The 25,891-nt window shown below is 43.8% G+C and carries 15 protein-coding genes, 2 tRNA genes and 3 rRNA genes; 5 read left to right on the top strand and 15 right to left on the bottom strand.

Going from position 1 to position 25,891, the window contains the following annotated elements:
• Positions 1 to 29: 29 nt before the first annotated feature.
• The gene (gene dapB, locus MP622_RS14310) at positions 30 to 851 is read right to left on the bottom strand and encodes a 4-hydroxy-tetrahydrodipicolinate reductase (RefSeq protein ID WP_243791509.1); all 822 of its coding nucleotides are present in this window, start codon (positions 849 to 851) and stop codon (positions 30 to 32) included.
• A gap of 292 nt (positions 852 to 1,143) precedes the next feature.
• On the opposite strand from dapB, the gene MP622_RS14305 reads away from it, so the two are divergent.
• Positions 1,144 to 1,398 carry a hypothetical protein gene (locus tag MP622_RS14305; RefSeq protein ID WP_052662049.1) on the top strand — a complete coding sequence of 85 codons (255 nt, stop codon included), beginning with the start codon at positions 1,144 to 1,146 and terminating at the stop codon, positions 1,396 to 1,398.
• 53 nt (positions 1,399 to 1,451) lie between these two features.
• Here the strand turns inward: MP622_RS14305 and dnaJ are convergent, their stop codons facing one another.
• From dnaJ to MP622_RS14285, 4 genes are all read right to left on the bottom strand, one after another.
• On the bottom strand, positions 1,452 to 2,567 hold the full coding sequence (gene dnaJ / locus MP622_RS14300; protein ID WP_151505092.1) for a molecular chaperone DnaJ: 1,116 nt from the start codon (positions 2,565 to 2,567) through the stop codon (positions 1,452 to 1,454).
• A 106-nt stretch (positions 2,568 to 2,673) separates the two neighbouring features.
• Positions 2,674 to 3,048, bottom strand: coding sequence for a hypothetical protein (locus MP622_RS14295; RefSeq protein ID WP_016168925.1), 375 nt, complete (start codon positions 3,046 to 3,048; stop codon positions 2,674 to 2,676).
• A 141-nt stretch (positions 3,049 to 3,189) separates the two neighbouring features.
• Complete coding sequence (locus MP622_RS14290) at positions 3,190 to 6,312, bottom strand: efflux RND transporter permease subunit (protein WP_044738820.1); 3,123 nt, start codon at positions 6,310 to 6,312, stop codon at positions 3,190 to 3,192.
• Entirely contained in the window at positions 6,309 to 7,430 is a 1,122-nt protein-coding gene (locus tag MP622_RS14285) for an efflux RND transporter periplasmic adaptor subunit (protein ID WP_243791507.1), read from the bottom strand. The genes MP622_RS14290 and MP622_RS14285 overlap by 4 nt, the downstream gene beginning before the upstream one ends.
• 145 nt (positions 7,431 to 7,575) lie before the next feature.
• Between MP622_RS14285 and MP622_RS14280 the strand changes: the two genes are divergently transcribed.
• The 4 genes from MP622_RS14280 (at position 7,576) to MP622_RS14265 (ending at position 13,754) form a co-directional block, all read left to right on the top strand.
• Positions 7,576 to 8,199, top strand: coding sequence for a TetR/AcrR family transcriptional regulator (locus MP622_RS14280; protein ID WP_016168928.1), 624 nt, complete (start codon positions 7,576 to 7,578; stop codon positions 8,197 to 8,199).
• A 147-nt stretch (positions 8,200 to 8,346) separates the two neighbouring features.
• The gene (gene ppc / locus MP622_RS14275) at positions 8,347 to 11,037 is read left to right on the top strand and encodes a phosphoenolpyruvate carboxylase (RefSeq protein WP_243791505.1); all 2,691 of its coding nucleotides are present in this window, start codon (positions 8,347 to 8,349) and stop codon (positions 11,035 to 11,037) included.
• Between the two features lie 369 nt (positions 11,038 to 11,406).
• Positions 11,407 to 12,711, top strand: coding sequence for a solute carrier family 23 protein (locus MP622_RS14270; protein WP_243791503.1), 1,305 nt, complete (start codon positions 11,407 to 11,409; stop codon positions 12,709 to 12,711).
• A 119-nt stretch (positions 12,712 to 12,830) separates the two neighbouring features.
• Entirely contained in the window at positions 12,831 to 13,754 is a 924-nt protein-coding gene (locus MP622_RS14265; RefSeq protein WP_243793552.1) for a LysR family transcriptional regulator, read from the top strand.
• Here MP622_RS14265 and MP622_RS14260 read toward each other — a convergent pair.
• The 10 genes from MP622_RS14260 to MP622_RS14215 all read right to left on the bottom strand — a co-directional run bounded on the left by MP622_RS14260 (position 13,744) and on the right by MP622_RS14215 (position 25,785).
• Positions 13,744 to 14,469, bottom strand: a complete 726-nt coding sequence (locus tag MP622_RS14260; RefSeq protein ID WP_243791501.1) for a sulfite exporter TauE/SafE family protein — start codon at positions 14,467 to 14,469, stop codon at positions 13,744 to 13,746. The genes MP622_RS14265 and MP622_RS14260 overlap by 11 nt on opposite strands.
• A 166-nt stretch (positions 14,470 to 14,635) precedes the next feature.
• Positions 14,636 to 15,751, bottom strand: coding sequence for a PQQ-dependent sugar dehydrogenase (locus MP622_RS14255; RefSeq protein ID WP_243793547.1), 1,116 nt, complete (start codon positions 15,749 to 15,751; stop codon positions 14,636 to 14,638).
• A 414-nt stretch (positions 15,752 to 16,165) separates the two neighbouring features.
• Complete coding sequence (locus tag MP622_RS14250) at positions 16,166 to 17,524, bottom strand: MFS transporter (protein WP_243791499.1); 1,359 nt, start codon at positions 17,522 to 17,524, stop codon at positions 16,166 to 16,168.
• Between the two features lie 354 nt (positions 17,525 to 17,878).
• Positions 17,879 to 17,993 (bottom strand): 5S ribosomal RNA (gene rrf / locus MP622_RS14245).
• Between the two features lie 207 nt (positions 17,994 to 18,200).
• Positions 18,201 to 21,092 (bottom strand): 23S ribosomal RNA (locus MP622_RS14240).
• A 384-nt stretch (positions 21,093 to 21,476) separates the two neighbouring features.
• Positions 21,477 to 21,552: transfer RNA gene (locus tag MP622_RS14235), tRNA-Ala, on the bottom strand.
• A gap of 48 nt (positions 21,553 to 21,600) precedes the next feature.
• Positions 21,601 to 21,677, bottom strand: a tRNA-Ile gene (locus MP622_RS14230).
• Between the two features lie 61 nt (positions 21,678 to 21,738).
• Positions 21,739 to 23,275: ribosomal RNA gene (locus tag MP622_RS14225) — 16S ribosomal RNA — on the bottom strand.
• The 16S, 23S and 5S rRNA genes sit together here with 2 tRNA genes alongside, the layout of an rRNA operon.
• A gap of 282 nt (positions 23,276 to 23,557) precedes the next feature.
• The gene (locus MP622_RS14220) at positions 23,558 to 23,722 is read right to left on the bottom strand and encodes a hypothetical protein (RefSeq protein ID WP_243791497.1); all 165 of its coding nucleotides are present in this window, start codon (positions 23,720 to 23,722) and stop codon (positions 23,558 to 23,560) included.
• A gap of 131 nt (positions 23,723 to 23,853) precedes the next feature.
• Positions 23,854 to 25,785 carry an ATP-binding cassette domain-containing protein gene (locus MP622_RS14215; RefSeq protein ID WP_243791496.1) on the bottom strand — a complete coding sequence of 644 codons (1,932 nt, stop codon included), beginning with the start codon at positions 25,783 to 25,785 and terminating at the stop codon, positions 23,854 to 23,856.
• Between the last annotated feature and the right edge of the window lie 106 nt (positions 25,786 to 25,891).

Raw genomic sequence — 25,891 nt, 5'->3', positions numbered from 1 at the left:
CAAATGTTTTCGCAAATTCAGACCGTGTTTTACACCTGAATATCGTTAAAACCGAGTACATCTTTCATGTCATATTTACGTGCTTCACGCCCAACCACCCATGCTGCGGCACGAACTGCACCCGAAGCAAAATTCATGCGGTTGGTGGCTTTGTGAGTAATTTCTACACGCTCACCTTCACCAATAAACATTGCAGTGTGTTCACCCACAATGTCACCGCCACGAATGGTTTGAAAACCAATGCTTTGGCGTTCACGTGGACCAGTATGGCCTTCACGGCAATACACAGCATCTTGTTTCAAGTCGCGACCTAATGCATCTGCAATGGCTTCACCCATCATTAAAGCAGTACCCGATGGAGCATCAACTTTATGGCGGTGATGCGCTTCAATGATTTCAATATCAACTGTATCGCCAAAGACTTTTGATGCCAGTTCCAATAATTTAATCGATACATTCACGCCTACAGAATAGTTGGCTGCATAGACGACTGGCGTATGAGTTGATGTTTCATCAAGAAGTGCTTTTTGCTCATCATTCATGCCAGTGGTGCCAATGACCATGGCAACACCCGCGTCACGGCACAGTTTCAAGTGCTGTTCGGTAGCAACAGGTGCGGTAAAATCAATCACTACATCACATACAGGTAAAATTTCTTGCAGACTGCCCACAATCTTCACACCAATGTGACCAATGCCTGCAAGCTCACCTGCATCTGAACCCACTAAACTGCTTTCTGGTCGCTCAACCGCAGCAGCCAGTTGATAGCCCGCTTGTTGTACCGCCTGAATCAGAATGCGACCCATACGACCGCCTGCACCCAATACCCCAATACGTGGACTTGTAGACATAATCCGTTCCTAATCTCGAATTTAAAATTGCCTTTACTATAGCAAAACTCTGGAACACGACTAAGTTGTAATCTAATTTTTTCGCAAAAATCTTGGTTGAATCGATTTAAACTTCAAATTGCCCAATCTCAACGCATCGAGATAGTGAAGAATTAGATCATGGCGTAGGTTTATATCGAAAAAAATCTTTAAAAATGAAAATGAAGCCTCTCTTTTTTCACACAATTTACATCTTGCTTACGCAGACTAGCCATCACGAATCATCAAGATAAAAATTGTCAGGAGACTTTCTATGCATTCGAAAAAAATAATACTCGCTTTACTGTGTACTGTTGCTGCTCATGTGTATGCTGAACCTGCTGCCCAATCTGGCGACAGCATTGACAGTTTGGCAGGGGTTAAAATTATGACCACCGTTAATGGTCAACCTGGAAGCCTTGCCGAACGTGTGGCAACGAATGCTACTCAAACATCCGCGAGTGCAACGCAACAATCTGTTGAAGAAACGGTGAGTATTGAAGCGATTGATGCACCTATCGCACAATAAAACAGACATAAAAAAAGGGCATGTTTTACACGCCCTTTTTTTATTACATTGAATTAGTCAAACAAACGATCAAAGAATGACTTTTTCTTTGGTGAAGAGTTATTGTCTTCACCATCTAAAGTCACTTGCAGTTCTTTCAACAGTTCACGTTGACGAGCCGTCAAGTTCACAGGTGTTTCCACCACAATACGGCAGAGTAAATCACCCTGCATGCTGGTACGTACAGGTTTAACCCCTTTGCCACGTAAACGGAACATTTTTCCAGTTTGCGTACCTTCAGGAATTTTCAAACTTACACGACCTTCTAGCGTTGGAATCTCAATCTCTTTACCCAAAGCAGCATCAGCAATGCTTACTGGTACATCCATATACAGATCTGCACCATCACGTTGGAAAATTTCGTGTTCACGTACCACAACTTCTACATAGAGGTCGCCAGCTTGACCATCACGAATGGCTTCACCTTTACCGCTTAAACGCACGCGATCGCCATTGTCTACCCCAGCTGGAATCGTCACTTCTAGGGTTTGCTGACGGTCAGAAACCCCCGAACCATGACATTTCTGACAAGGGTTCTTAATGATTTTACCTTGTCCACGACATGTACCGCAGGTTTGCTGTACTGAGAAAAAGCCTTGCTGCATACGGACTTGACCTGCACCATGACAGGTTTTACACGTTTCAACATCATTCGGGTTTTTAGAACCTTTACCGTCACAGCTCTCGCATGGTGCTGGCGCAGTAAAGGTAATGGTCTTTTTCACCCCTTTTACTGCTTCTTCTAAAGTGAGTTCCATCACATAACGTAAGTCAGAACCACGGCGCTGACGCTGTTGACCACGACCGCCACCACCAAAAGCACCACCGAAGATATCACCAAACTGGCTGAAAATGTCTTCTGCACTAAAACCGCCGAAGCCACCACCGCCGCCACCGAAACCACCTTCAAATGCACCATGTCCCATACGGTCGTACATGCTGCGCTTTTCGCTGTCGGAAAGAATTTCGTAAGCTTCAGAGGCTTCTTTAAATTTTTCTTCTGCTTCAGGGTTGTCTGGGTTACGGTCTGGATGATATTTCATCGCCAACTTACGGTAGGCTTTTTTAATTTCATCATCACTAGCGGTTTTAGCGACACCTAAAACCTCATAATAATCACGTTTAGCCATAGCTGGCGATGCTCCTCACGGAATTTCATTTCATACTGAATAATGCTCTGAAATTGGGGGTGAAGCGTGATTTTACAAGGGCAAAATGTTAAAAAATTTACAAATTCTAGAAAACTGCTTTATTTTTTATAAACTTAGAAAGGCCTTTAATCCAAGCATTGAGTAAATATAAAAAGGCAATCAATGCGAATACCACACCTGCAACGGTACATCCTGTAACCCAAAGTGCACTATTCCAAGTGAAGAAACATAAAGGAATAAACCACAATGCAGCAAATAAACTGAGTACGGTATAAATAATGATATTTCGCATAACCCAAAGGGCTTGGGCTTGTAACCAGACTTCAGTATCCACTTGGGTCACTTTACGGGCAAACCAATAAGCAAAAATACCGCTGATGACGGTAAATAATGCCAAAAACATGAAGACATAAGAAATCGCGATAGAGCGGCGATACTTGGTTAAACTGTCTTGCTTCATGTGCGATTAAACCTCATTACTACATCTTTGTTTTTTTTAGTATGTAGCAAAATTCCTAAACTGAAATTTAATAAAAATATAAGGTGCTACTATATTGAAATTTTCAAACTTTCGCACCTGATATTACTAAAATATTTTGTACTAAACGGTCTTTTTCACCTTAAACCATTGCGCATACAAAGCAGGTAAAAAGAATAGTGTGAGCAAAGTCGCAACTATTAAGCCACCCATAATCGCCACCGCCATTGGCCCAAAGAAAATACTGCGTGATAATGGAATCATGGCCAAAACTGCGGCCAGTGCAGTTAACAAGATTGGACGGAAACGGCGGACCGTCGCTTCAATAATTGCCTCCCAGGTAGCTTGTCCTGCGGCACGATCTTGTTCAATTTGATCAATCAAAATCAAAGAATTTCGCATGATCATGCCTGAAAGGGCAATTGTACCTAGCATCGCGACGAAACCAAACGGCTTATTAAACAACAGCAAGAATAATACTACGCCAATTAAACCGAGCGGTGCCGTGAGCAAGACCATGGTGGCACGGGAAATACTTTTAAGTTGAATCATCAGCAAGGTCATGACCACAGCCAAGAACAGCGGCATCCCCGCATTCACTGACTTTTGCCCACGGGCCGATTCTTCCACTGTGCCTCCGACTTCTAGCAAATAGCCCGCAGGCAATTCTGAACGGACTTGTTGCATACGATCTGACAATTCAGCCACCACCGTTGCGGGTTGTAATTTGGTCCGAATATCCGCGCGTACCGTAATGGTCGGTAAGCGATTACGGTGCCAAATTAAACCCTCTTCAAAACGATATTCAATTTTGGCAATCTGGGCCAACGGTACGAAAGTGCCTTGGGTGGTCGGTACAGCCAAACTAGCGAGAGATTCAACACTCAAACGCTCTGCCTCATCACCACGTAACCGAATATCAATTAACTCGCGCTTTTCACGGTAGGGATGCAATACAGCGCCCTGAATTGAACTATTCAGAAAATTGGCTAAATCTACGCTCGAGACTCCCATTTGGCGGGCACGGTCTTGATCAATCTGCAATTGAATAATCTTGCTGGGTTCACCCCAATCCAAGTGCACATTTGTGGTATTTGGATTCTCTCCCACTACAGCAGCAACTTTTTGCGCCCATTGGCGAACCGAATTAAGATCCTCTCCCGAAATACGGTATTGAATTGGATAACCTACCGGCGGACCATTTTCCAATAAGGAAACCCGTGTCCGCACTTCAGGTAGTAATTGACGAATTTGCTGTTCCAGAGAATGGCGAATGTCATTGCGATCATCCAAAGAAGATGCGAGAACCACAAACTGAGCAAAACTGGCTTGGGGTAATTGCTGATCTAAAGGTAAATAAAAACGCGGCGAACCTGTCCCTACATAAGCCACATAATTTTCAATTCCCTGTTGTTTCGAAAGAAAATGCTCGACCTTTTTCACTGCCGCCTCTGTGGCTTTAAGAGAAGCGCCTTCTTCAAGTTTTAAATCTACCAAAATTTCAGCGCGGTTTGATGGCGGGAAAAATTGTTGTGGCACCAATTTAAACATCAACACTGAAAGCACAAACATACCCAAGGTCGTGGCAATCACGGTTTTACGATAGGTCACACACCAGTTTACCCATGCACGAAAACGTTGATAAAACTGGGTCTGATAAGGATCATGTTCAGTACTATGCAACTTGATGGGCTGTGGCTCAGGTTGTTTTCTGAAACGAGCCCAAAGCCTTTGATACCAAGGTGCTCTAGTTGGTTGCTGCTGAAAATCAGGCAATAACTTATCCCCCAAATAAGGGACAAACAATACCGCAGCAAACCAAGACACAATTAAAGCAATGGTCACCACCTGAAAAATGGAACGGGTATATTCTCCAGTGCTAGAAGCGGCTGTGGCAATCGGCAAGAATCCTGCTGCGGTAATTAAAGTCCCCGTCAGCATTGGAAAGGCCGTGGTTTTCCACGCAAACCCCGCAGCTTGCAAGCGGCTATAGCCTTGTTCCATACGTATAGCCATCATTTCGATAGCAATAATGGCATCATCGACCAACAAACCGAGGGCTAAAATCAGGGCGCCTAAAGAAATTTTATGCAGTCCTACATCAAATAAATTCATGCCTGCAAAGGTCATAGCCAGTACCAGCGGAATGGAAAATGCCACCACCAAGCCAGTACGAAAACCCAAAGAAAAGAAACTTACCAACAATACAATAATCACGGCCTCAGCCAAGACTTTCATGAATTCATGCACACTGCGTTCAACCGCAACGGGCTGATCAGAGACTTTTTCTAGCTTCATCCCCAAAGGTAAGCTTTTCTGTAAGGTTGCAAACTCGGCCTGTAAGTTTTCCCCCAAAGCCAGGATATCTCCCCCCTTACGCATCGAAACCGCAATCCCAATGCCATTTTCACCCATAAAACGCATGCGTGGCTGGGCAGGTTCACTAAAGCCACGGTAAACCTCTGCCACATCCCCCAGTTGAATGGTTTGACCATTCACCAATAAGGGCATTTTTTTCAGATCTTCGACGTTATGCAACTGACCGCTCACGCGAATTTGAATACGATCGGTCTGAGTTTCAAAATAACCTGCACTGGCTATGGCATTTTGTTGCTGCAAAGCCTGCTGAATCGCAGTGATAGGAATGCCCAGTTGTGTGGCTTTGGTATTGGATAAATCAATCCAGATTTTCTGGTCTTGTAACCCAATCAGATCGACCTTGCCCACATCTTGGACCCGCTGTAATTGCAGTTGTAAGCGATCGGCATATTCTTTGAGTACCGCATAGTCAAAGCCCTTGCCCGTAAGTACGTAAATATTGCCGAAGGTATCGCCAAACTCGTCATTAAAAAATGGGCCTTGTACATCACTCGGTAGTTCATGCCGAATGTCATTGATCTTTTTACGTACGTCATACCAGACATCAGGAATTTGTGCAGAGCGCAACGAATCTTTCGCGAAAAAAGTCACCAACGACTCGCCTGGACGCGAGTACGCCATAATGCGCTCATAATTGCCCGTACTCATGAGTTCTTTCTCAATACGGTCAGTCACTTGCAGAGACACTTGCTTCGCTGTTGCACCTGGCCAATAGGTTTGCACCACCATGACTTTAAAGGTAAATGGCGGATCTTCGCTTTGCGACAACTTGGAATAGGACACCATACCAACGATGCCAAGCAAGATCATGAAATACAGGATTAAGCCTTTATTTTTCAATGCCCATTCTGACAGGTTGAAATTCATGATTTCGCTCCTGTCGCAGACTTGGTACTAGATAGTTGCACTGCACGATTTTCCCGATCGATCGGGCGAATTTTTTGCTGCTCTCTTAACAGGTGTACACCACCCACCACAATATAGTCTTCAGGCTTTAACCCAGACAATACAGGTACGCTGTCACGCCCGTAAGCACCTAAGGTGACAGGAACTTTATGGACACGTGAGTCTGGATGCACCACCCAAACAAAGGCCTGCTGCTCATTCGCAGACACACTGGATAAGGGCACACTTAAGATATTGTGCTGCAAACTGCTAAAAAAGACTCGTGCACTTTGCCCCAACTGAATGTCTTGGCTCTGGCTCTTTAAGGCAACTTTCACACTAAAAGTACGCGACTGATCCGCTGCTGGGGAAATCTCACGCACATAAGCTGCAAATTTATCTTGTGGTTTTGACCACAAAGTCACCCATGCTTCCTGCCCAATGCGTAAATCATTAATGGCTTGTTCAGGTACACCAATGACCACCTCACGTTCGCCTGCAATCGCCAATTGATAAGCCGCTTGCCCTGCTGCAACCACCTGCCCCACTTCAATATTACGTGCGGTAATCACGCCACTTTTGTCTGCAATAAGCTGATTGTAGCGAGTCTGGTTTTGACTAACTTCATAGTTGGATTGTGCCTGTTTTAGACTGGCCAATGCAGCTTGATACTGATTATTCATCGCATCATATTGTGAACGGCTCACGGCATTCATCGGCAATAATTGCTTAAAACGCGTTAGCTCCTGTTCAGCCACTTTTGCTGCTGACTGAGCACTTTCCAATTGTGCGCGGGAAGCATTTAATTGTAATTGAGCATCTTTCACGTCCAGCTTTGCCAAAACCTGCCCAACCCGAACCTGATCACCAACATCGACAAAACGTTGCATAACCTGCCCAGACACCCGAAATGCCAAATCCGTTTGTTGTCGAGCCTTGACTTCCCCCGCATAACTTTTTTGCTCAGTTAAAGCGGTGGATGGTTGTACCACCATGACAAAAGGGACTTGTTCTGTTGTTGTCTGTTCTCGATTACACCCCCAAAGGGTCAAACTGGATAAAATTATAAGACTGGCGATTAGGGTCTTGGCAAGGTTCATTCGTCGTGCTCTTATCTAAATGTCATTTTTAAGGCAAAATACAATGCTGTTCTTTGAACAATTTTTAATTAATATACCACGCGGTACATTAATTAAAAGCCCTGTTTGAAGTAAATGACTTAATTAAGCGAAAGTGGAAAATTTTGTGCAAACGAATGTCGGTCGGCCCAAAGATTTAGAAAAGCATAAGCAAATTCTGCTAGCTGCTAGAAACCTGTTCCTCAAATATGGCTATCATGGTTCGAGCATGAATCAAATTGCCCAAGAAGCTGGGGTCACCAAGCTAACGATTTATAATCATTTTCAGGACAAAGCCACGCTTTTTACCTGTGCGATTGAACAAACCTGCGAAAATTTAATGGAAACACGTCCCTTTGAATTGAATGCAGACAGTGATTTTCTTGAGGCTTTTGCTCAAGCTTGCCAAATCGCATTAAACATTGTGTACCTACCCGAAGCAGTGAAGTTGGAACATTTGCTGATTGAACTGGCTGCCGAACAAAATCCCTTAGCATTACAGTTTTATAATGCATCCCATCAAAAAATGTGTGATGGCTGGGAAGAGTTTTTTCAGCAAGCTGCCACCTTGGGTTTTATTCAACATGGGGATGTCGAACAGCAACGCCTATTGCTACTGTCCTTACTGCTTGGACTACGTCATTTAGAAATTTTACTGGGTGTACGTGCTATTCCAACCTCTCAACAACAGCAGGAAATCATCCAACAAAGTATCGAACTGTTCATGCTGAAATATGGCTCGCATGCCTAGTGCCTCTTTTCCTTGATCCTTCCAACGCCATTCCATTATCCAATTGCTAGTTTTATCAACAAAAGCTTGCGACTTTTGTAGCCCTGCTACTTGGCATTCGATTAAATCGGGGTATAGTCAAAAAGAATAAGAACTGGAGAATGGAAAATGATTCAACAAATTGATGCTCCACTACGCGAAGACGTACGGTTACTTGGTAATTTATTAGGGGAAACCTTAAAACAACATGCCGGGCAAGATTTGTTTAATCAGATAGAACAGATTCGAGCACTTGCCAAAGGTGCACGTGATGGACAAGTTGAAGCCGAAAAACAACTAGAGCAGCTCTTTCTCAGTCTAGAAGATGATGAGATTCTTCCGCTCACCCGTGCATTTACGCACTTTTTGAACTTTGCCAATATCGCCGAACAGTACCATGTGGTACGTAGCCGTCGCCAAAGTGAATTTGATCCTGAAGCCCCATCACCAAATCCACTCGATCATCTGTTCCAAAAATTCAAAACCCATCAAGTCTCAGCAGAACAGCTCTATCAACAACTGTGTGAACTTAAAATTGAACTGGTGTTGACCGCACACCCTACAGAGGTGAGCCGTCGTACCCTCATTCAAAAATATGATGGCATTAATGACTGTTTATTTAAATTCGATCAGCAAAAACTCACCCCGCGTGAACGCCAAGCCGTACTAGAAGACTTAAAACAGCTGATCTGTTCTGCATGGCAAACCGATGAAATTCGTCAACATCGTCCAACCCCTATCGATGAAGCCAAATGGGGTTTCACCACCATTGAACAAACCTTGTGGAATGCAGTACCCAAGTTCATGCGTGAACTGGATAGGATGGTAGAAGAACATTGTGGACAACGTTTACCGCTACATGTGGCTCCCGTGCGTTTTGCTTCTTGGATGGGTGGTGACCGTGATGGCAACCCGAATGTCACCCACAATGTGACCCAAGAAGTGCTGTGGTTGTCACGCTGGAAAGCGGCTGACTTATATTTACGTGATATTGAAGACCTGCGTTGGGAATTGTCGATTCAAAACTGTAGCAATGAATTAGTTCAGGCTTTGGGAGCACCTCATCCTGAACCTTATCGTGAATATTTACGTGACACTCGCGAGCGCTTAAAAATCACCCGAGAATGGTTGGCCCATAAGCTTCAGGGACAAGATCAGGTCTTGGATGACAGTCGCATCATCAAAAGTAAACAGGAACTATTACAGCCTTTATTACTCTGTTATCGCTCTCTCATGTCGTGCAACCTACCTGAAATTGCCAATGGAAAATTATTGGACTTTATTCATCGGGTCAATTGCTTTGGTATCGAATTATTAAAGTTGGATATTCGTCAGGAATCAGGGCGTCATCGCCAAGCCATTTCTGCTATTACCGAATATTTGGGTTTAGGCAATTTTGAAACTTGGACGGAACAAGCCCGTCAAAACTTCTTATTACAAGAATTACAAAGCAAACGCCCGTTGCTGCCCAAGCATTTGAATGAACCCGAACAAAGCCTGATTTTACACCCCGATGTACAAGAAGTATTTGCCACCATGCGGACCTTGGCAGAACAGCCTGCTGAAAGCCTCGGTGCCTATATTATTTCCATGGCGGAATATCCAAGTGATGTGCTTGCTGTTCTACTCTTACAAAAAGAAGCTGGCATTCAACAGCCTTTACGTGTAGTTCCCCTATTTGAAACTTTGAAAGACTTGGATGGTGCGGCACATACCATGCAAACCCTGTTCAATATGCATTGGTACAAACAGCATATTCAGGGCAAACATGAAGTCATGATTGGTTATTCAGACTCGGCCAAAGATGCTGGCTTTATGTCTGCCAATTGGGCGCAATACCGAGCGCAAGAAGAGTTGACTGCCATCGCTAAACAACATGCGGTACAACTGACTCTGTTTCATGGTCGCGGTGGTTCTATCAGTCGTGGCGGTGCTCCAACCCAACAGGCGTTATTTTCTCAGCCTCCAGGTTCCATTTCTGGTGCTATTCGTGTCACCGAACAAGGCGAAATGATCCGTTTTAAATTCGGACTGGAAGGCATTGCGCTACAAAATCTGGAAATTTATACCGCAGCCACACTGGAAGCAACCTTACTTCCACCGCCAGAGCCGAAAGCCGAATGGCGTGAACTGATGCATCGCATGACTGACCTTTCGGTACAGGTTTACCGTCAAACGGTACGTGAAAATCCGCACTTTGTGAAATATTTAAGAACCGTCACACCTGAACTGGAACTGCAAATGTTGCCATTGGGTTCTCGACCTGCCAAACGTAAAGTCAGTGGCGGGATTGAATCCTTACGTGCTATTCCTTGGGTGTTTGCCTGGACGCAAATTCGTCTGATGCTCCCCGCTTGGTTAGGCACAGGTGCGGCTATTAATCAAGTGATTGAACAAGGACATAAAGCAACCTTAGAGGACATGTTGCAGCAATGGCCTTATTTCCAAACCCTGATCGATATGTTGGAAATGGTCCTGTCCAAAGCTGATGGACATGTGGCTTTATACTATGAAACCCACTTGACCCAAGATGAAGACTTAAAAGCTCTGGGCACCACATTGCGCCAACGTCTACAAGATGCAGTGGGAACCCTGCTCACCTTAAAAGATGAATCCAAATTGCTCAGCAGCAACGAAGTTTTGGATCAATCGATGCGGGTTCGTAAACCTTACTTACTGCCTCTACATTTGCTGCAAGCTGAACTGATGAAACGACGTCGTTTATATCTGGCAGAACGTCAAGCTGAACATACCCCAGTCGATCATGCCTTAATGGTCAGTATCGCAGGTATTGCAGCAGGTCTTCGCAATACGGGTTGATGTAAGTATTCTCAATTGGCAACTCAGCCGTATGCTGGGTTGCCAAAACAGCATTTTGTTTGAATCGATTGGCAAAATATTTCTTGCCACCTTCAATTTTCAGCAGTTTTTTTATATTGTTAAAAAATTTTTGAAAGATTGATAAAAAAAATTTATCGCTAAGCAAAGCGAACAAACAGCTTTTATTGACTATAATTTATAGAATAATATATTGATTTATTGTTAATTTAAAAATCAAAACATTTTACCACTTGGTATAAAATTATTATAAATCAGAGTTCTACTTAATCTAAAATTAAAAATCAATGATTAAATCACTCGAAAAGAAAGAGTATGATGTGCACAATTTATTTTTAAAGCGATCAATTTATGTCCAATTGGTTTCCCAAATGGCGTCCTTATACAGGCAATGTCGAGACGCAGCCTGTCGGCACAAATGAGTATCTTCCTCCTGTACAAAGTGCTGTGTTGGGTATTCAACATGCCTTTGCCATGTTTGGTGCGACAGTTCTTGCCCCATTCTTGATGGGTTTTGACCCCAATCTTGCGATTTTTATGTCGGGCATCTGTACCATTCTGTTTTTTTTAATGACAGGTGGACGTGTTCCAAGTTATCTCGGCTCAAGCTTTGCTTTTATTGGCGTGGTCATTGCTGCCACAGGTTATGCCGCTTCTGGAACGGGTGCACCGAATGCCAATTTAGCCGTCGCTGCTGGCGGAATCATGGCATGTGGCGTGTTGTACGCACTGTTTGGTCTGATGGTCATGGCAACGGGCACCAAATGGATTGAAAAACTCATGCCACCAGTAGTAACTGGTGCTGTGGTGATGATTATTGGTTTAAATCTGGCACCTGTGACAGTAAAAGGTGTAGCGGGCAATCCCTTTAATATGTGGATGGCGCTGGTGACGGTGCTTTGTATGGGGTCAATTGCTGTCTTCACTAAAGGTTTATTGCAACGCTTACTGCTTTTAATCGGCTTATTACTGGCGTATCTCCTCTATTTCATCGTTTCGAATGTCATGGGATACGGTACACCTATTAATTTTACTCCAATTCAACAAGCAGCGTGGTTTGGCTTTCCAACCTTCCATTCACCACAGTTTGATGTAAATGCCATGTTGATTATTGCTCCAGTAGCGCTAATTTTAGTGGCAGAAAACTTAGGTCATATTAAGGCAGTCAGTGCCATGACGGGTGAAAACTTAGACCCGCAAATTGGTAAAGCCTTTTTGGCAGATGGTGTTGCAACTACGCTTTCTGGCGGTGTCGGTGCACCAGGTATGACCACCTATGGCGAAAACATTGGAGTGATGGCTGTTACGCGCGTTTACTCAACTATTGTATTTGTGATTGCAGGTGTGTTTGCCATTTTCTTGGGGCTATCGCCAAAATTTGGTGCCATTATTCACACCATTCCAACTGCAATTCTCACAGGTGCTTCTATTGTAGTCTTTGGTTTAATTACCATTGCGGGTGCCAAAATCTGGATTGAAAACAAAGTCGATTTTTCTAAAAATAAAAACCTGATGGTTGCAGCAGTGACCATTATTTTAGGTACAGGTGATTTTGCCTTGCAGTTCGGCAATTTCAATTTGGGTGGCATTGGAACGGCTACCTTCGCAGCCTTGGTTTTAAACTGGTTCTTCAGCTTAAAAGATAAAAGCGAATAAATATTGCTCCATTTATAGCAGCCTACGGGCTGCTTTTTTTATATTTTCAGGCTTTAACATTGCCTCTTGGTGATCAAGTTTTTAAGATGGAAAACTCAATATAAGATGAATTTATGGCTATGCGCCTCGACTTTTTTGACTTAACGTTATTCTTGAATATTGTCGAAACAGGCAGTTTCACTAAGGGTGCAGAATGTTCTGCAATATCCTTACAAGCCGCCAGTGAACGGATTAAAAAACTCGAACAACAGTTCTCTGTCTCGCTGTTTACCCGCCATGCTTCTGGCGTCAAACTCACACTGGCAGGTCAAATGTTTAATCAACATGCCCAAACTTTAATTCAACAACATCAGAAACTTGAACAGGCCATGCAGCCTTTTTCTCAACGACAACATCGCAGCATGACCCTGTGGTGTAATTCTTCAGCTCAGAGTGAATATTTACCTTTGCTTCTACCAGCTTACTTAATGGAAAATCCGCATTTACATATCGAATTGCAAGAAGCAGAGTCCAATGACATTATTCAAGCATTAAGCAAAGGGATCGCACAACTGGGCTTAATCTCGAGTTTTTTTAATGCGCACCCCTTACAAACCCTAGAATTTGCAGATGATCCTCTGGTATTGATCTGCCCACGCCACCATCCTTTAACCCACCATCCTGAACTAAGCTTGGTTGATACCTTGGAACATGCCTTTGTCGGGTTAATGCAATATCACTCCTTACAGCAATCGATTGAAGCACAAGCCAAATTACTGGGCTATAGCATTCAGTATCGTCTTCGTCTTCCTAATTTTGGTGCAATTGCACAGGTCGTTGCCAATGGCATTGGGATTGCCATCATTCCGAAACGGGCTGCCCAACGCTTACAACAGTTGTACGCATTCCAACAAATTCAATTAAAAGGTGCATGGGCAAACCGAAAGTTACTGTTGGCTGCACAAAATTTTGATACCTTAACTTTAGATTATCAACATTTTAGCCAATATTTAATTCAACAACGTCCTCAGCTTGACAGTATACCCAACACAATTAATGACTAAGCAGCATATACCCACCTAAAGCCATCAAACCACAGAAAAAGACTTTGCGAAATTTCTGCTCTGCAATTTTATAGCGTATCCGCGTGCCCAACCACATGCCAAGTAAGGCAGGAATCAAAGCCATCACTGACCATAGATAATCAATCTCGAGATGAGCCACAGGATTCTGCTGTAAAAATATAGCCAAACACATGGTCGATACGGTAAATGCCAGACCTAGGGATTGAACCAGATCATCCCGCTGTAAATGTAAAGACTGCAAATAAGGCACCACGGGAATGACTACAACGCCAGTTGCCACAGTCAATGCCCCACCCAAATACCCAATCAATGGAGATAAGATCCAAGCATAACGCGACAAGTTTGGTATTTGTTTGGCAACTAAACCATATAAGCCGTAAAGCAATAACATGGCGCCTAAAAGCGCTTCACTATGAAATTCACTTTGACCTAGGCGGGGAAAAATACTCCAGATTGAACCGACAATAATTCCCAGCAAAAGCGTCCAGAACCGAGCTAAAACCCGCAATACCTGCCCTTCAGCAAATAACTGCCAAATATTGGTAACCATAGAAGGTACTATCAGCAATGCTGCCGCTTGATAAGGGCTAATCAACATGGTCAATAGTCCCATCGATACGGCAGGCAAACCTAAACCAATCATGCCTTTTACCATCCCTGCCAACAGAAAAACCACCACAATAAAACTCAGCACTGCTCTCGTCCTTAAAACATCCCAGTGCTATGCTAAGGCGCTTCAGTACAAAGAAAAATCAGGCTTTTTTGTACTAAGCCTCAGGTTTTTCCTGAGGGTTACTCAAAGTTGGCATATCTAAAGTATAATTTGCATAAACAGATAAAGATGAAATAGACATTGCACCTTACGGTTTAGGCGCAGTTAATTGGAATAAGGTGGCATGTTTGCCATCTTCTATTCCCCAAATTGAACCATCCTCTGCTTCAACCAAACCACGAATTCGCTGTTTCATAGCTAAACGTTGTACCTCTTGTACAGGCACAGTTTGCGTATCTACTATAATAATTGCTTGTGAAGATAAGCCGCTAATGAGTGCTTTATTGGTCCATTTCGGGAATTTAGAACCTTGATAGAACATTAAGCTCGATGGAGAAATGACTGGAGTCCAACTAATCTCAGGAGCTTGAAACTCAGGACGAGTCGTATGATCAGGAATATCTCGCCCACTATAATGATCACCATTCGACACAATCGGATATCCATAGTTTGCAGCTTTATAAATACGATTTAACTCATCGCCACCACGAGGCCCCATTTCAGCAACCCAAAGCTGTCCTTGTGCATCGAAAGCCATCCCCAAAGGATTTCTGTGTCCTAGACTCCAAATTTGAGCCGCAATCGGACATTGAGCTATAAATGGGTTGCCTATTGCTGGCGAACCGTCATCATTCAAGCGCAAAATTTTACCTAAATTGCTCTGCATATCTTGTGCAGGCTGAAACTTCTGTCGTTCGCCTGAACTAATCCATAATTTTCCTGCTGAATCAAAGGCCAAGCGATGTGCATAATGACCTTGTCCCGAAACTTTAGGTACTTGTCGCCAAATCGGTTGTAAGTCCATTAATCGTGGTTGATTGGGTAGCTGCTCATCTAAAACAGCACGCACAACTACTGCACCATAGCCACCCTGACCTTGTTCGGCATAACTGAAATAAATTCTATGATTCTGCTTAAAATCTGGATGCAGCACCACATCGCCCAAACCACCTTGGCCACCATAGGCAACCTGCGGAACGCCCTCTACAGCTATTTTTTGCTGCGTTTGGGGATTAAAGACAAACAGCTTCCCTGCTTTCTCAGTAATCAATAAGCGCTGATCGGGCATGACTGCTAATGCCCAAGGTTCATTAAATTCAGTTATTTTTTTAATTTGATAAGGTTGTGAAAGTGGAGCAATTGCTGCTTGTTGGTGTTGTTCATCGACTGTTTTATCTTGTGCATGACAAGCGGAAATAGACATTGGGCTGAGAAAGCTGAGCCACAAAAGGAAACCACATTTTGAATACTTCATCATGCTCTCATTGTTTGTCTTATTTCTATTCAATCTAACCAAACTCTCTGCTGATAAATAGATTCAATATGTAGCATTCAAACCTATTTAAGAGTGAATCTATGTCAGCCAAAGCGTACAGAAAATACCGCTAATACGCCTATCCTCGCATCCAATTTCAGGCTAAATTGAATGCATACAGAAACAGGATGTTTCTTAGAATAACAATAAAGAGTCGACAACAGGATGTTGAGGTATTACAGGAGTTTTACCTTTCATGAAATACGAAAAAGCCTCGATAGGATATCGGGGTTTTTTTATTTTTGTCATTTTCTATTTGAATAAAAAGAGCCTCATCTAGAGGCCCTTATTCACAGGAATAGCTTAACTATATGATCTTTGTTTGGTCGCTTGGGATGTAGGCACTTCAGCGACTTCTTCTGCAGGATTCGTTTTAATTAAAGAAACCGCAAAAGCCGCAATAATCGCAGGAATTGCAACGGCAATGAAGTTCATTTTATGTGGAAGTTCCATGCCTAATAACATACCAATCACAATCGGACCTACAATCGCCCCGACACGACCAATACCAGATGCCCATCCCAAACCTGTTGAACGAACTGCCAATGGGTAATATTGCGCAACATAGCTATACAACAAAATACTACAACCAATTGAAGCTGCACCTGCCAATGCCACCAATAAATAAATCACAGGCTGTGGAGAGTTAAAACCTAAACCAACCAGTGCCAATGCACCTACTATAAGCATACTGATAATAACTGGTTTTAAATGGAAACGATCGGCAAGAATACCACCACCTGCGGTACCAATAACTGCACCAATGTTCAAAGAAAGCAAGAACATTAAGCTACTGCCCAATGAATAACCCGCTGCCATCATGAGTTTTGGTAACCAACTACCTAAGGCATACACCATGAGCAAGCACATGAAGAAACAGCTCCAGAATAAAATGGTCCCCATTGCACGACCATTTTTAAACAGTGCCACAACCGAAGCATCTGGAACTTTCGCTTCATTCAGGACCAATACAGTATTTTGGGTTACGGTTTCAGCAGGAACAAGACGTTGAATAATATGGCGTGCTTTTTCTGTTTGCTGAGCCTTAACTAAAAAAGTGACCGATTCAGGTAAGAATTTCCATAAAATTGGCACAAATAACAGCGGGATACCAGCAATGAAAAACATAATTTTCCAGCCAAATGTAGGGGTAAATGCTGCTCCCAATAATGCTGCCATAATTCCACCCATCGCATAGCCACTAAACATAGCAGTCACTAAAGTACTACGGAATTTTTGTGGAGCATATTCTGAAGTCAGGGCAACTAAATTAGGCAATACACCACCAATCCCTAACCCCGCAATAAAGCGTAAAATACCAAATTCAGTTGGGTTAGATGCAAAACCACCCGCAAAGGTGAAGCCACTAAACAAGGTAACACAGATAATAATGACCTTTTTACGACCAATTTTGTCTGCCAACATACCAAATAGCATGGCTCCAAACATCATGCCAGCTAATGCAGTACTGGCTAACATTCCCGCTTGAACTGCAGTCATCCCCCACTCTTTCATCAATAAGGGTAATGCCACACCATTGATTGCCAAATCATAGCCATCAAACAAAACTACAAATAAGCACCATAAAACTACCGTTAAATGAAAAGGTTTAAATTTAGCCTGATCAATCACAGCATTTACATTCATTGTTGTCGCTGTCATTTTACTCACCTCCAATTGTGAGATTTTTTATTGTCAACATACAATGAATAGCCGTTCATTTTTTGTCTAAAACCTCAAAGGTATAAAAAAATACCTTTAAAGTATTTAATACTTAAAATGGAACATTCCGTCAGCAATTCGGGTAGCTATTAGCACTTAATATGTAGTAAAAACGTTACTTATATCGAAATAAATAATAATTAATTATTTAAAATCATTAGGTTAATTTTTAATTATTCAACAATAAGACCAAAGTTAGCTTGCTTTAAAAAATGATCATTTTATATAAATTTAAATAAATATTTATATAAAAAAACACCCCCTTCTTATTAGAAGGGGGTGTTTGAATTAATGAGCTGGCGATGACTTACTCTCACATGGGTAACCCCACACTACCATCAGCGCTAAGAGGTTTCACTTCTGAGTTCGGGAAGGGATCAGGTGGTTCACTCTTGCTATTGTCGCCAGCACAACTGTTTATGGATACTTGCTTGGTCTTAAGTTTACATTTCTGTATGTGCCAAGGTTTTTTCCAAATGAGTTATTAACGGATTAGTTAACTGAGTCGAATTTTATGTTCTAGCTTTCACTAAATCAAGTTTTTTGTTTCAGATCAGGGTTAACTGATCTTTTATGAATCGATTATAAGCTTTAAATACAACTGCTTGGGTGTTGTATAGTCAAGCCTCACGAGCAATTAGTATTGGTCAGCTTCACATATCACTATGCTTCCACATCCAACCTATCAACGTCGTAGTCTTCAACGGCTCTTTAGAGGACATAAAGTCCTAGGGAAATCTTATCTTGAGGTAGGCTTCCCGCTTAGATGCTTTCAGCGGTTATCCCTTCCGAACATAGCTACCCGGCGATGCGACTGGCGTCACAACCGGTACACCAGAGGTTCGTCCACTCTGGTCCTCTCGTACTAGGAGCAGATCCTCTCAAATTTCCAGCGCCCACGGTAGATAGGGACCGAACTGTCTCACGACGTTCTAAACCCAGCTCGCGTACCTCTTTAAATGGCGAACAGCCATACCCTTGGGACCTGCTTCAGCCCCAGGATGAGATGAGCCGACATCGAGGTGCCAAACACCGCCGTCGATATGAACTCTTGGGCGGTATCAGCCTGTTATCCCCAGAGTACCTTTTATCCGTTGAGCGATGGCCCTTCCATACAGAACCACCGGATCACTAAGACCTACTTTCGTACCTGCTCGACTTGTGGGTCTCGCAGTTAAGCGCGCTTTTGCCTTTATACTCTACGCGTGATTTCCGACCACGCTGAGCGCACCTTCGTACTCCTCCGTTACTCTTTAGGAGGAGACCGCCCCAGTCAAACTACCCACCAGACATGGTCCTCGTCCCGGATAACGGGACAGAGTTAGAACCTCAACATTACCAGGGTGGTATTTCAAGGACGGCTCCATTGGAACTGGCGTTCCAACTTCAAAGCCTCCCACCTATCCTACACAAGTAAGGTCAAAGTTCAATGTCAAGCTGCAGTAAAGGTTCACGGGGTCTTTCCGTCTAGCCGCGGGTACACTGCATCTTCACAGCGATTTCGATTTCACTGAGCCTCTGCTGGAGACAGCGCCGCCATCATTATGCCATTCGTGCAGGTCGGAACTTACCCGACAAGGAATTTCGCTACCTTAGGACCGTTATAGTTACGGCCGCCGTTTACTGGGGCTTCGATCAAGAGCTTCGCTTACGCTAACCCCATCAATTAACCTTCCAGCACCGGGCAGGCATCACACCCTATACGTCCACTTTCGTGTTTGCAGAGTGCTATGTTTTTAATAAACAGTTGCAGCGGCCTGGTTTCTGTGGCTGCCAATAGCTCAGGGAGCAAGTCCCATCACCGTCAGCAGCGTACCTTCTCCCGAAGTTACGGTACCATTTTGCCTAGTTCCTTCAGCAGAGTTCTCTCAAGCGCTTTGGTCTACTCGACCTGACCACCTGTGTCGGTTTCGGGTACGATTCCTGTGTAACTGAAGCTTAGAGACTTTTCCTGGAAGCATGGTATCAGCCACTTCACTGTACAAGTACAGCTTGCTATCAGTTCTCAGCATAGAGTACCCCGGATTTGCCTAAGATACATGCCTACAACCTTCCACCTGGACAACCAACGCCAGGCTGACTTAACCTTCTCCGTCCTCTCATCGCATTACACAGAAGTATTGGAATATTAACCAATTTCCCATCGACTACGCCTCTCGGCCTCGCCTTAGGGGTCGACTCACCCAGCCCCGATTAACGTTGGACTGGAACCCTTGGTCTTTCAGCGAACGGGTTTTTCACCCGTTTTGTCGTTACTCACGTCAGCATTCGCACTTCTGATACCTCCAGCATACTTCTCAATACACCTTCATCGGCTTACAGAACGCTCCCCTACCACTTGACTAATGTCAAATCCGCAGCTTCGGCACATAGTTTTAGCCCCGTTACATCTTCCGCGCAGGCCGACTCGACTAGTGAGCTATTACGCTTTCTTTAAAGGGTGGCTGCTTCTAAGCCAACCTCCTAGCTGTCTATGCCTTCCCACATCGTTTCCCACTTAACTATGATTTTGGGGCCTTAGCTGGCGGTCTGGATTGTTTTCCTCTTGACTACGGACGTTAGCACCCGCAGTCTGTCTCCCGGATAGTACTCATAGGTATTCGGAGTTTGCATCGGTTTGGTAAGTCGGGATGACCCCCTAGCCGAAACAGTGCTCTACCCCCTATGGTATTCGTCCGAGGCGCTACCTAAATAGCTTTCGGGGAGAACCAGCTATCACCAGGCTTGATTAGCCTTTCACCCCTATCCACAAGTCATCCCCTGGCTTTTCAACGACAGTGGGTTCGGTCCTCCAGTTAGTGTTACCCAACCTTCAACCTGCTCATGGATAGATCGCCTGGTTTCGGGTCTACACCCAGCAACTAAACGCCCTATTAAGACTCGATTTCTCTACGGCTCCCCTATACGGTTAACCTTGCTACTGAATGTAAGTCGCTGACCCATTATACAAAAGGTACGCAGTCACCGAACAAGTCGGCTCCCACTGCTTGTATGCATGCGGTTTCAGGATCTATTTCACTCCCCTCACAGGGGTTCTTTTCGCCTTTCCCTCACGGTACTGGTTCACTATCGGTCAGTCAGGAGTATTTAGCCTTGGAGGATGGTCCCCCCATATTCAGACAAGGTTTCACGTGCCTCGCCCTACTCGACATCATCATGTAAGCCCTTTCGTGTACAGGACTATCACCCACTATGGTTGCACTTCCCAGAGCATTCCACTAAAACTTACATGACTTAATGGGCTTTTCCCCGTTCGCTCGCCGCTACTGAGGGAATCTCAATTGATTTCTTTTCCTAAGGGTACTGAGATGTTTCACTTCCCCTCGTTCGCCTTGCAACACTATGTATTCATGTTGCAATACCTACCTTATAGTAGGTGGGTTCCCCCATTCAGAAATCTCCGGATCAAAGGATATTTGCCGCCTCCCCGGAGCTTATCGCAGGCTATTACGTCTTTCATCGCCTCTGACTGCCAAGGCATCCACCACATGCACTTAATTACTTGACTATACAACCCCAAACAGTCGCTAACACATACAAGTGAGTGTTATCGTTGCAAACTTAATTGCTACTGATTTGTTGTCTGTGCACTTAAGCACTGTACAGCTTCAATCTAAATTCATATACCAAAACGCTTGATTCAGTGTTTTTGCTAGTTCTCAATCAACTTAGATCAAAGAATTACTTCTTCTTTCTTCGTCATTGAGTGAACAATTTATTTCAGACTCAATTTTCTAATCTGTTAATGATTAACTACAGCCTCGTCAGCTTGCAGTAAACTGTGATAAATCACAGAAGTTAACAAGACGCGCATATTACGCTAACTTCTTATTAATTTCTATAATCTAATACTTCGTTTGCTTGTTTCTTAGCTCATTGCAATGCAATGTGATGGTGGAGACTAGGAGAGTCGAACTCCTGACCTCCTGCGTGCAAAGCAGGCGCTCTACCAACTAAGCTAAGTCCCCAGCTTATCAATAAGTCAATGTTTCTGATCTTCCGTACTTCGTCAGTAGTGGTGGGTCTGACAAGACTTGAACTTGTGACCCCACGCTTATCAAGCGTGTGCTCTAACCAACTGAGCTACAGACCCTCAGATACATCGTCATGAAGAACAACTTGTTGTGGATTCTTACCAATCGTCAATCTTTCGTTAAGGAGGTGATCCAGCCGCAGGTTCCCCTACGGCTACCTTGTTACGACTTCACCCCAGTCATCGGCCACACCGTGGTAACCGCCCTCTTTGCAGTTAGGCTAGCTACTTCTGGTGCAACAAACTCCCATGGTGTGACGGGCGGTGTGTACAAGGCCCGGGAACGTATTCACCGCGGCATTCTGATCCGCGATTACTAGCGATTCCGACTTCATGGAGTCGAGTTGCAGACTCCAATCCGGACTACGATCGGCTTTTTGAGATTAGCATCCTATCGCTAGGTAGCAACCCTTTGTACCGACCATTGTAGCACGTGTGTAGCCCTGGTCGTAAGGGCCATGATGACTTGACGTCGTCCCCGCCTTCCTCCAGTTTGTCACTGGCAGTATCCTTAAAGTTCCCACCCGAAGTGCTGGCAAATAAGGAAAAGGGTTGCGCTCGTTGCGGGACTTAACCCAACATCTCACGACACGAGCTGACGACAGCCATGCAGCACCTGTATGTAAGTTCCCGAAGGCACCAATCCATCTCTGGAAAGTTCTTACTATGTCAAGACCAGGTAAGGTTCTTCGCGTTGCATCGAATTAAACCACATGCTCCACCGCTTGTGCGGGCCCCCGTCAATTCATTTGAGTTTTAGTCTTGCGACCGTACTCCCCAGGCGGTCTACTTATCGCGTTAGCTGCGCCACTAAAGCCTCAAAGGCCCCAACGGCTAGTAGACATCGTTTACGGCATGGACTACCAGGGTATCTAATCCTGTTTGCTCCCCATGCTTTCGTACCTCAGCGTCAGTATTAGGCCAGATGGCTGCCTTCGCCATCGGTATTCCTCCAGATCTCTACGCATTTCACCGCTACACCTGGAATTCTACCATCCTCTCCCATACTCTAGCTGACCAGTATCGAATGCAATTCCTAAGTTAAGCTCAGGGATTTCACATCCGACTTAATCAGCCGCCTACGCACGCTTTACGCCCAGTAAATCCGATTAACGCTCGCACCCTCTGTATTACCGCGGCTGCTGGCACAGAGTTAGCCGGTGCTTATTCTGCGAGTAACGTCCACTCATCAAGGGTATTAACCTTAAGAGCCTCCTCCTCGCTTAAAGTGCTTTACAACCAAAAGGCCTTCTTCACACACGCGGCATGGCTGGATCAGGCTTCCGCCCATTGTCCAATATTCCCCACTGCTGCCTCCCGTAGGAGTCTGGGCCGTGTCTCAGTCCCAGTGTGGCGGATCATCCTCTCAGACCCGCTACAGATCGTCGCCTTGGTAGGCCTTTACCCCACCAACTAGCTAATCCGACTTAGGCTCATCTATTAGCGCAAGGTCCGAAGATCCCCTGCTTTCCCCCGTAGGGCGTATGCGGTATTAGCATTCCTTTCGGAATGTTGTCCCCCACTAATAGGCAGATTCCTAAGCATTACTCACCCGTCCGCCGCTAAGCTAAGGTGCAAGCACCCTCGCTCCGCTCGACTTGCATGTGTTAAGCCTGCCGCCAGCGTTCAATCTGAGCCATGATCAAACTCTTCAGTTTAAAATCAATAGTGCTTTATTCTAAACACCAAATCTGGCTCATCAATTTTCTGACATTAATTTCTCAAATAAACTTCGAGTAATTTCTACCATCAATCAATGAAAATAATTTCGATCAATCAATCAGTAAAAATCCACACAAGTTGTTCTTCATAATCTCTTAATGATCTTCTCGATGATTCGTCATCATCAAGCTAGGTCGGCTATGTTACTCTAATCTAAATCAAAGTCAACAGGTAATTTCGATATTTTTAAAACTCATTCAATCAATCTAAAAATTTAACTACCAAGCTAAATCCTTGTTAATCAACAAGTTTTTATCTGCATCACCGCCGATGGATGTGCATTCTACAGCATTTCTGATCGCTTGCAATACCCTTTTTAAATTATTTTGCACATGTGTTGGTTTTTTCCACAAAATAATGCAAATAACTCGTTTTTCATTCATTTTTTAATCGTTTTCGAACCTAAATCGCATATTTATTTTCATTTAATGTGTTTTTCGGCTTTTGTTGTGAGCGTGAAATGTAAAAAAGCACAACTTTAATATTGTGCTTTTCTTTTTTTTCATTCGACGTATTAGAACGAGCTTTCTAATGCTTCTAATTCCATCATTAACGTCAGGATTTCTTCTTCAATTTGCTCTAATTTTGCTTTTAACTGATTTTGTTCATCCATCAATTTCAGCAAATCTTGTTTACGCTCCGCTTCGTATAAACTGCTATCTCCCAACAGAGTTTCAATTTCTTGTAGACGTGGCTGTATTTTTTCCATCTGCGATTCGTATTTTTCAATATTTTTACGAATGGGGCGACTGAGTTCACGTTGACGTGCTGCTTCTTTACGTTGCGCCTCTTTGTCCAATTTTGAAATAGCGGGTTTTACTTTAACTTGGGATTGAACTGGAGCAGAGGGTTGTTGCCCTGTCTTCATCATGTCGATCCGTGCTTGGCGTAACCATTCGGCATAAGCTGTCAAATCACCATCAAATTCACGACAAGTTCCTTTGTGTACTAATAGAAGTTCGTCACAAACGCTGGCAATGAGCTGGCGTTCATGCGAAACAAGAACAACGGCACCTTCAAAATCTTGGAGTGCCATAGTCAGTGCATGACGCATATCTAAGTCTAAATGGTTGGTAGGTTCATCTAGAATTAAAACATTTGGACGTTGCCACACAATCAGCGCCAAAGCCAAACGCGCTCGTTCCCCCCCAGAGAAACTTTCACTTGGTGTGTCCATTCGCTCACCACTAAAACCAAAACTGCCCAAGAAAGAGCGTAAGCTGGCTTCACTGATTTTTTTGTCGGCGATACGTGCCAATTGCAACATTGGGCTGGCATTCCCATCCAAAGCATCCATTTGATGCTGAGCAAAGTAACCAATATTTAATAGTTCAGAGTCTTTACGCGTCCCTTGTAATAATTTTAGATCGCCGACTAGTGATTTAATCAGGGTTGATTTACCAGCGCCATTCATGCCCAATAAACCAATTCGGCTGGTTGGGGTAATTTGCAAATTAACATTGGTTACAATCAGTTTTTCACCGTAACCAATATCGGCATTTTCAAGTTCCAATAAAGGTGAACTCATTTTTGACGGTTCACGAAAACTAAAGGTAAACGGCGTATCCACATGTGCGGCAGAAAGTTCCTGCATACGTTCTAATTGCTTAATTCGACTTTGTGCTTGTTTGGCTTTGGTCGCTTGTGCCTTAAAACGGTCGATATATTTTTGCAAATGGGCACGGGTTTCTAGTTGCTTTTCATAAGCTTGTTGTTGTTGTGCTAAACGCTCGCTGCGGGTACGTTCGAAGGTCGAATAATTACCTGTATATAGTGTCAGCTCTTGATTTTCAATATGTAGAATATGGTCGGTAATGGCATCCAAGAAATCTCGGTCATGCGAAATTAGAACCAAAGTTCCTTCATAGGCTTTCAACCAATCTTCTAACCATAGGATTGCATCTAAGTCTAAATGGTTGGTTGGCTCATCCAGTAACAGTAAATCTGAACGACTCATAAGGGTACGCGCAAGGTTCAGACGCATACGCCAACCGCCCGAGAAACTTGAAACATCGAGCTGGGATTGATGTTCGAAGAAACCTAAACCAGCCATAAGTTGCGATGCTTTGGCAGCGGCTGAATAACCATGAATTTCATCAAAGCGACCATATAAATGAGCAAGTTCATCATTACTTAAGTTTTCTGGATGATCCAGTTTGTGCTGAATTTCCCAAAATTCCTCATCACCAGATAAAACAAAATCAATGGCTTTCATATCTAAAGCTTTGATTTCTTGTGCCATATGGGCCACGGTCCATACCGCAGGACGGGTTAAAGATCCTCCGTCAGATTCCATTCCCCCCAAGAGCGCAGAAAATAATGTGGATTTACCTGCACCATTGACGCCCGTTAAACCAATTTTCCAACCTGGATGCAATTGCATCGAGGCTTTTTGGAAGAGTACGCGTCCTCCACGACGTATTGAAAGTTGGTCTAATTGGATCATTACACACACTGGCAGATAAAAAGTTAGCGCTATTCTAAAGGAAGTCGCTTAGAAAAGAAAAAGGACCAACATCCTGCACACCGAAATGTTATCGGTCGGAAATAGA

Source organism: Acinetobacter sp. PK01, from assembly GCF_022819285.1.
GTDB classification, from domain to species: Bacteria; Pseudomonadota; Gammaproteobacteria; order Pseudomonadales; family Moraxellaceae; genus Acinetobacter; species Acinetobacter tandoii.
This window is presented reverse-complemented; position numbering and strand designations above follow the sequence as displayed.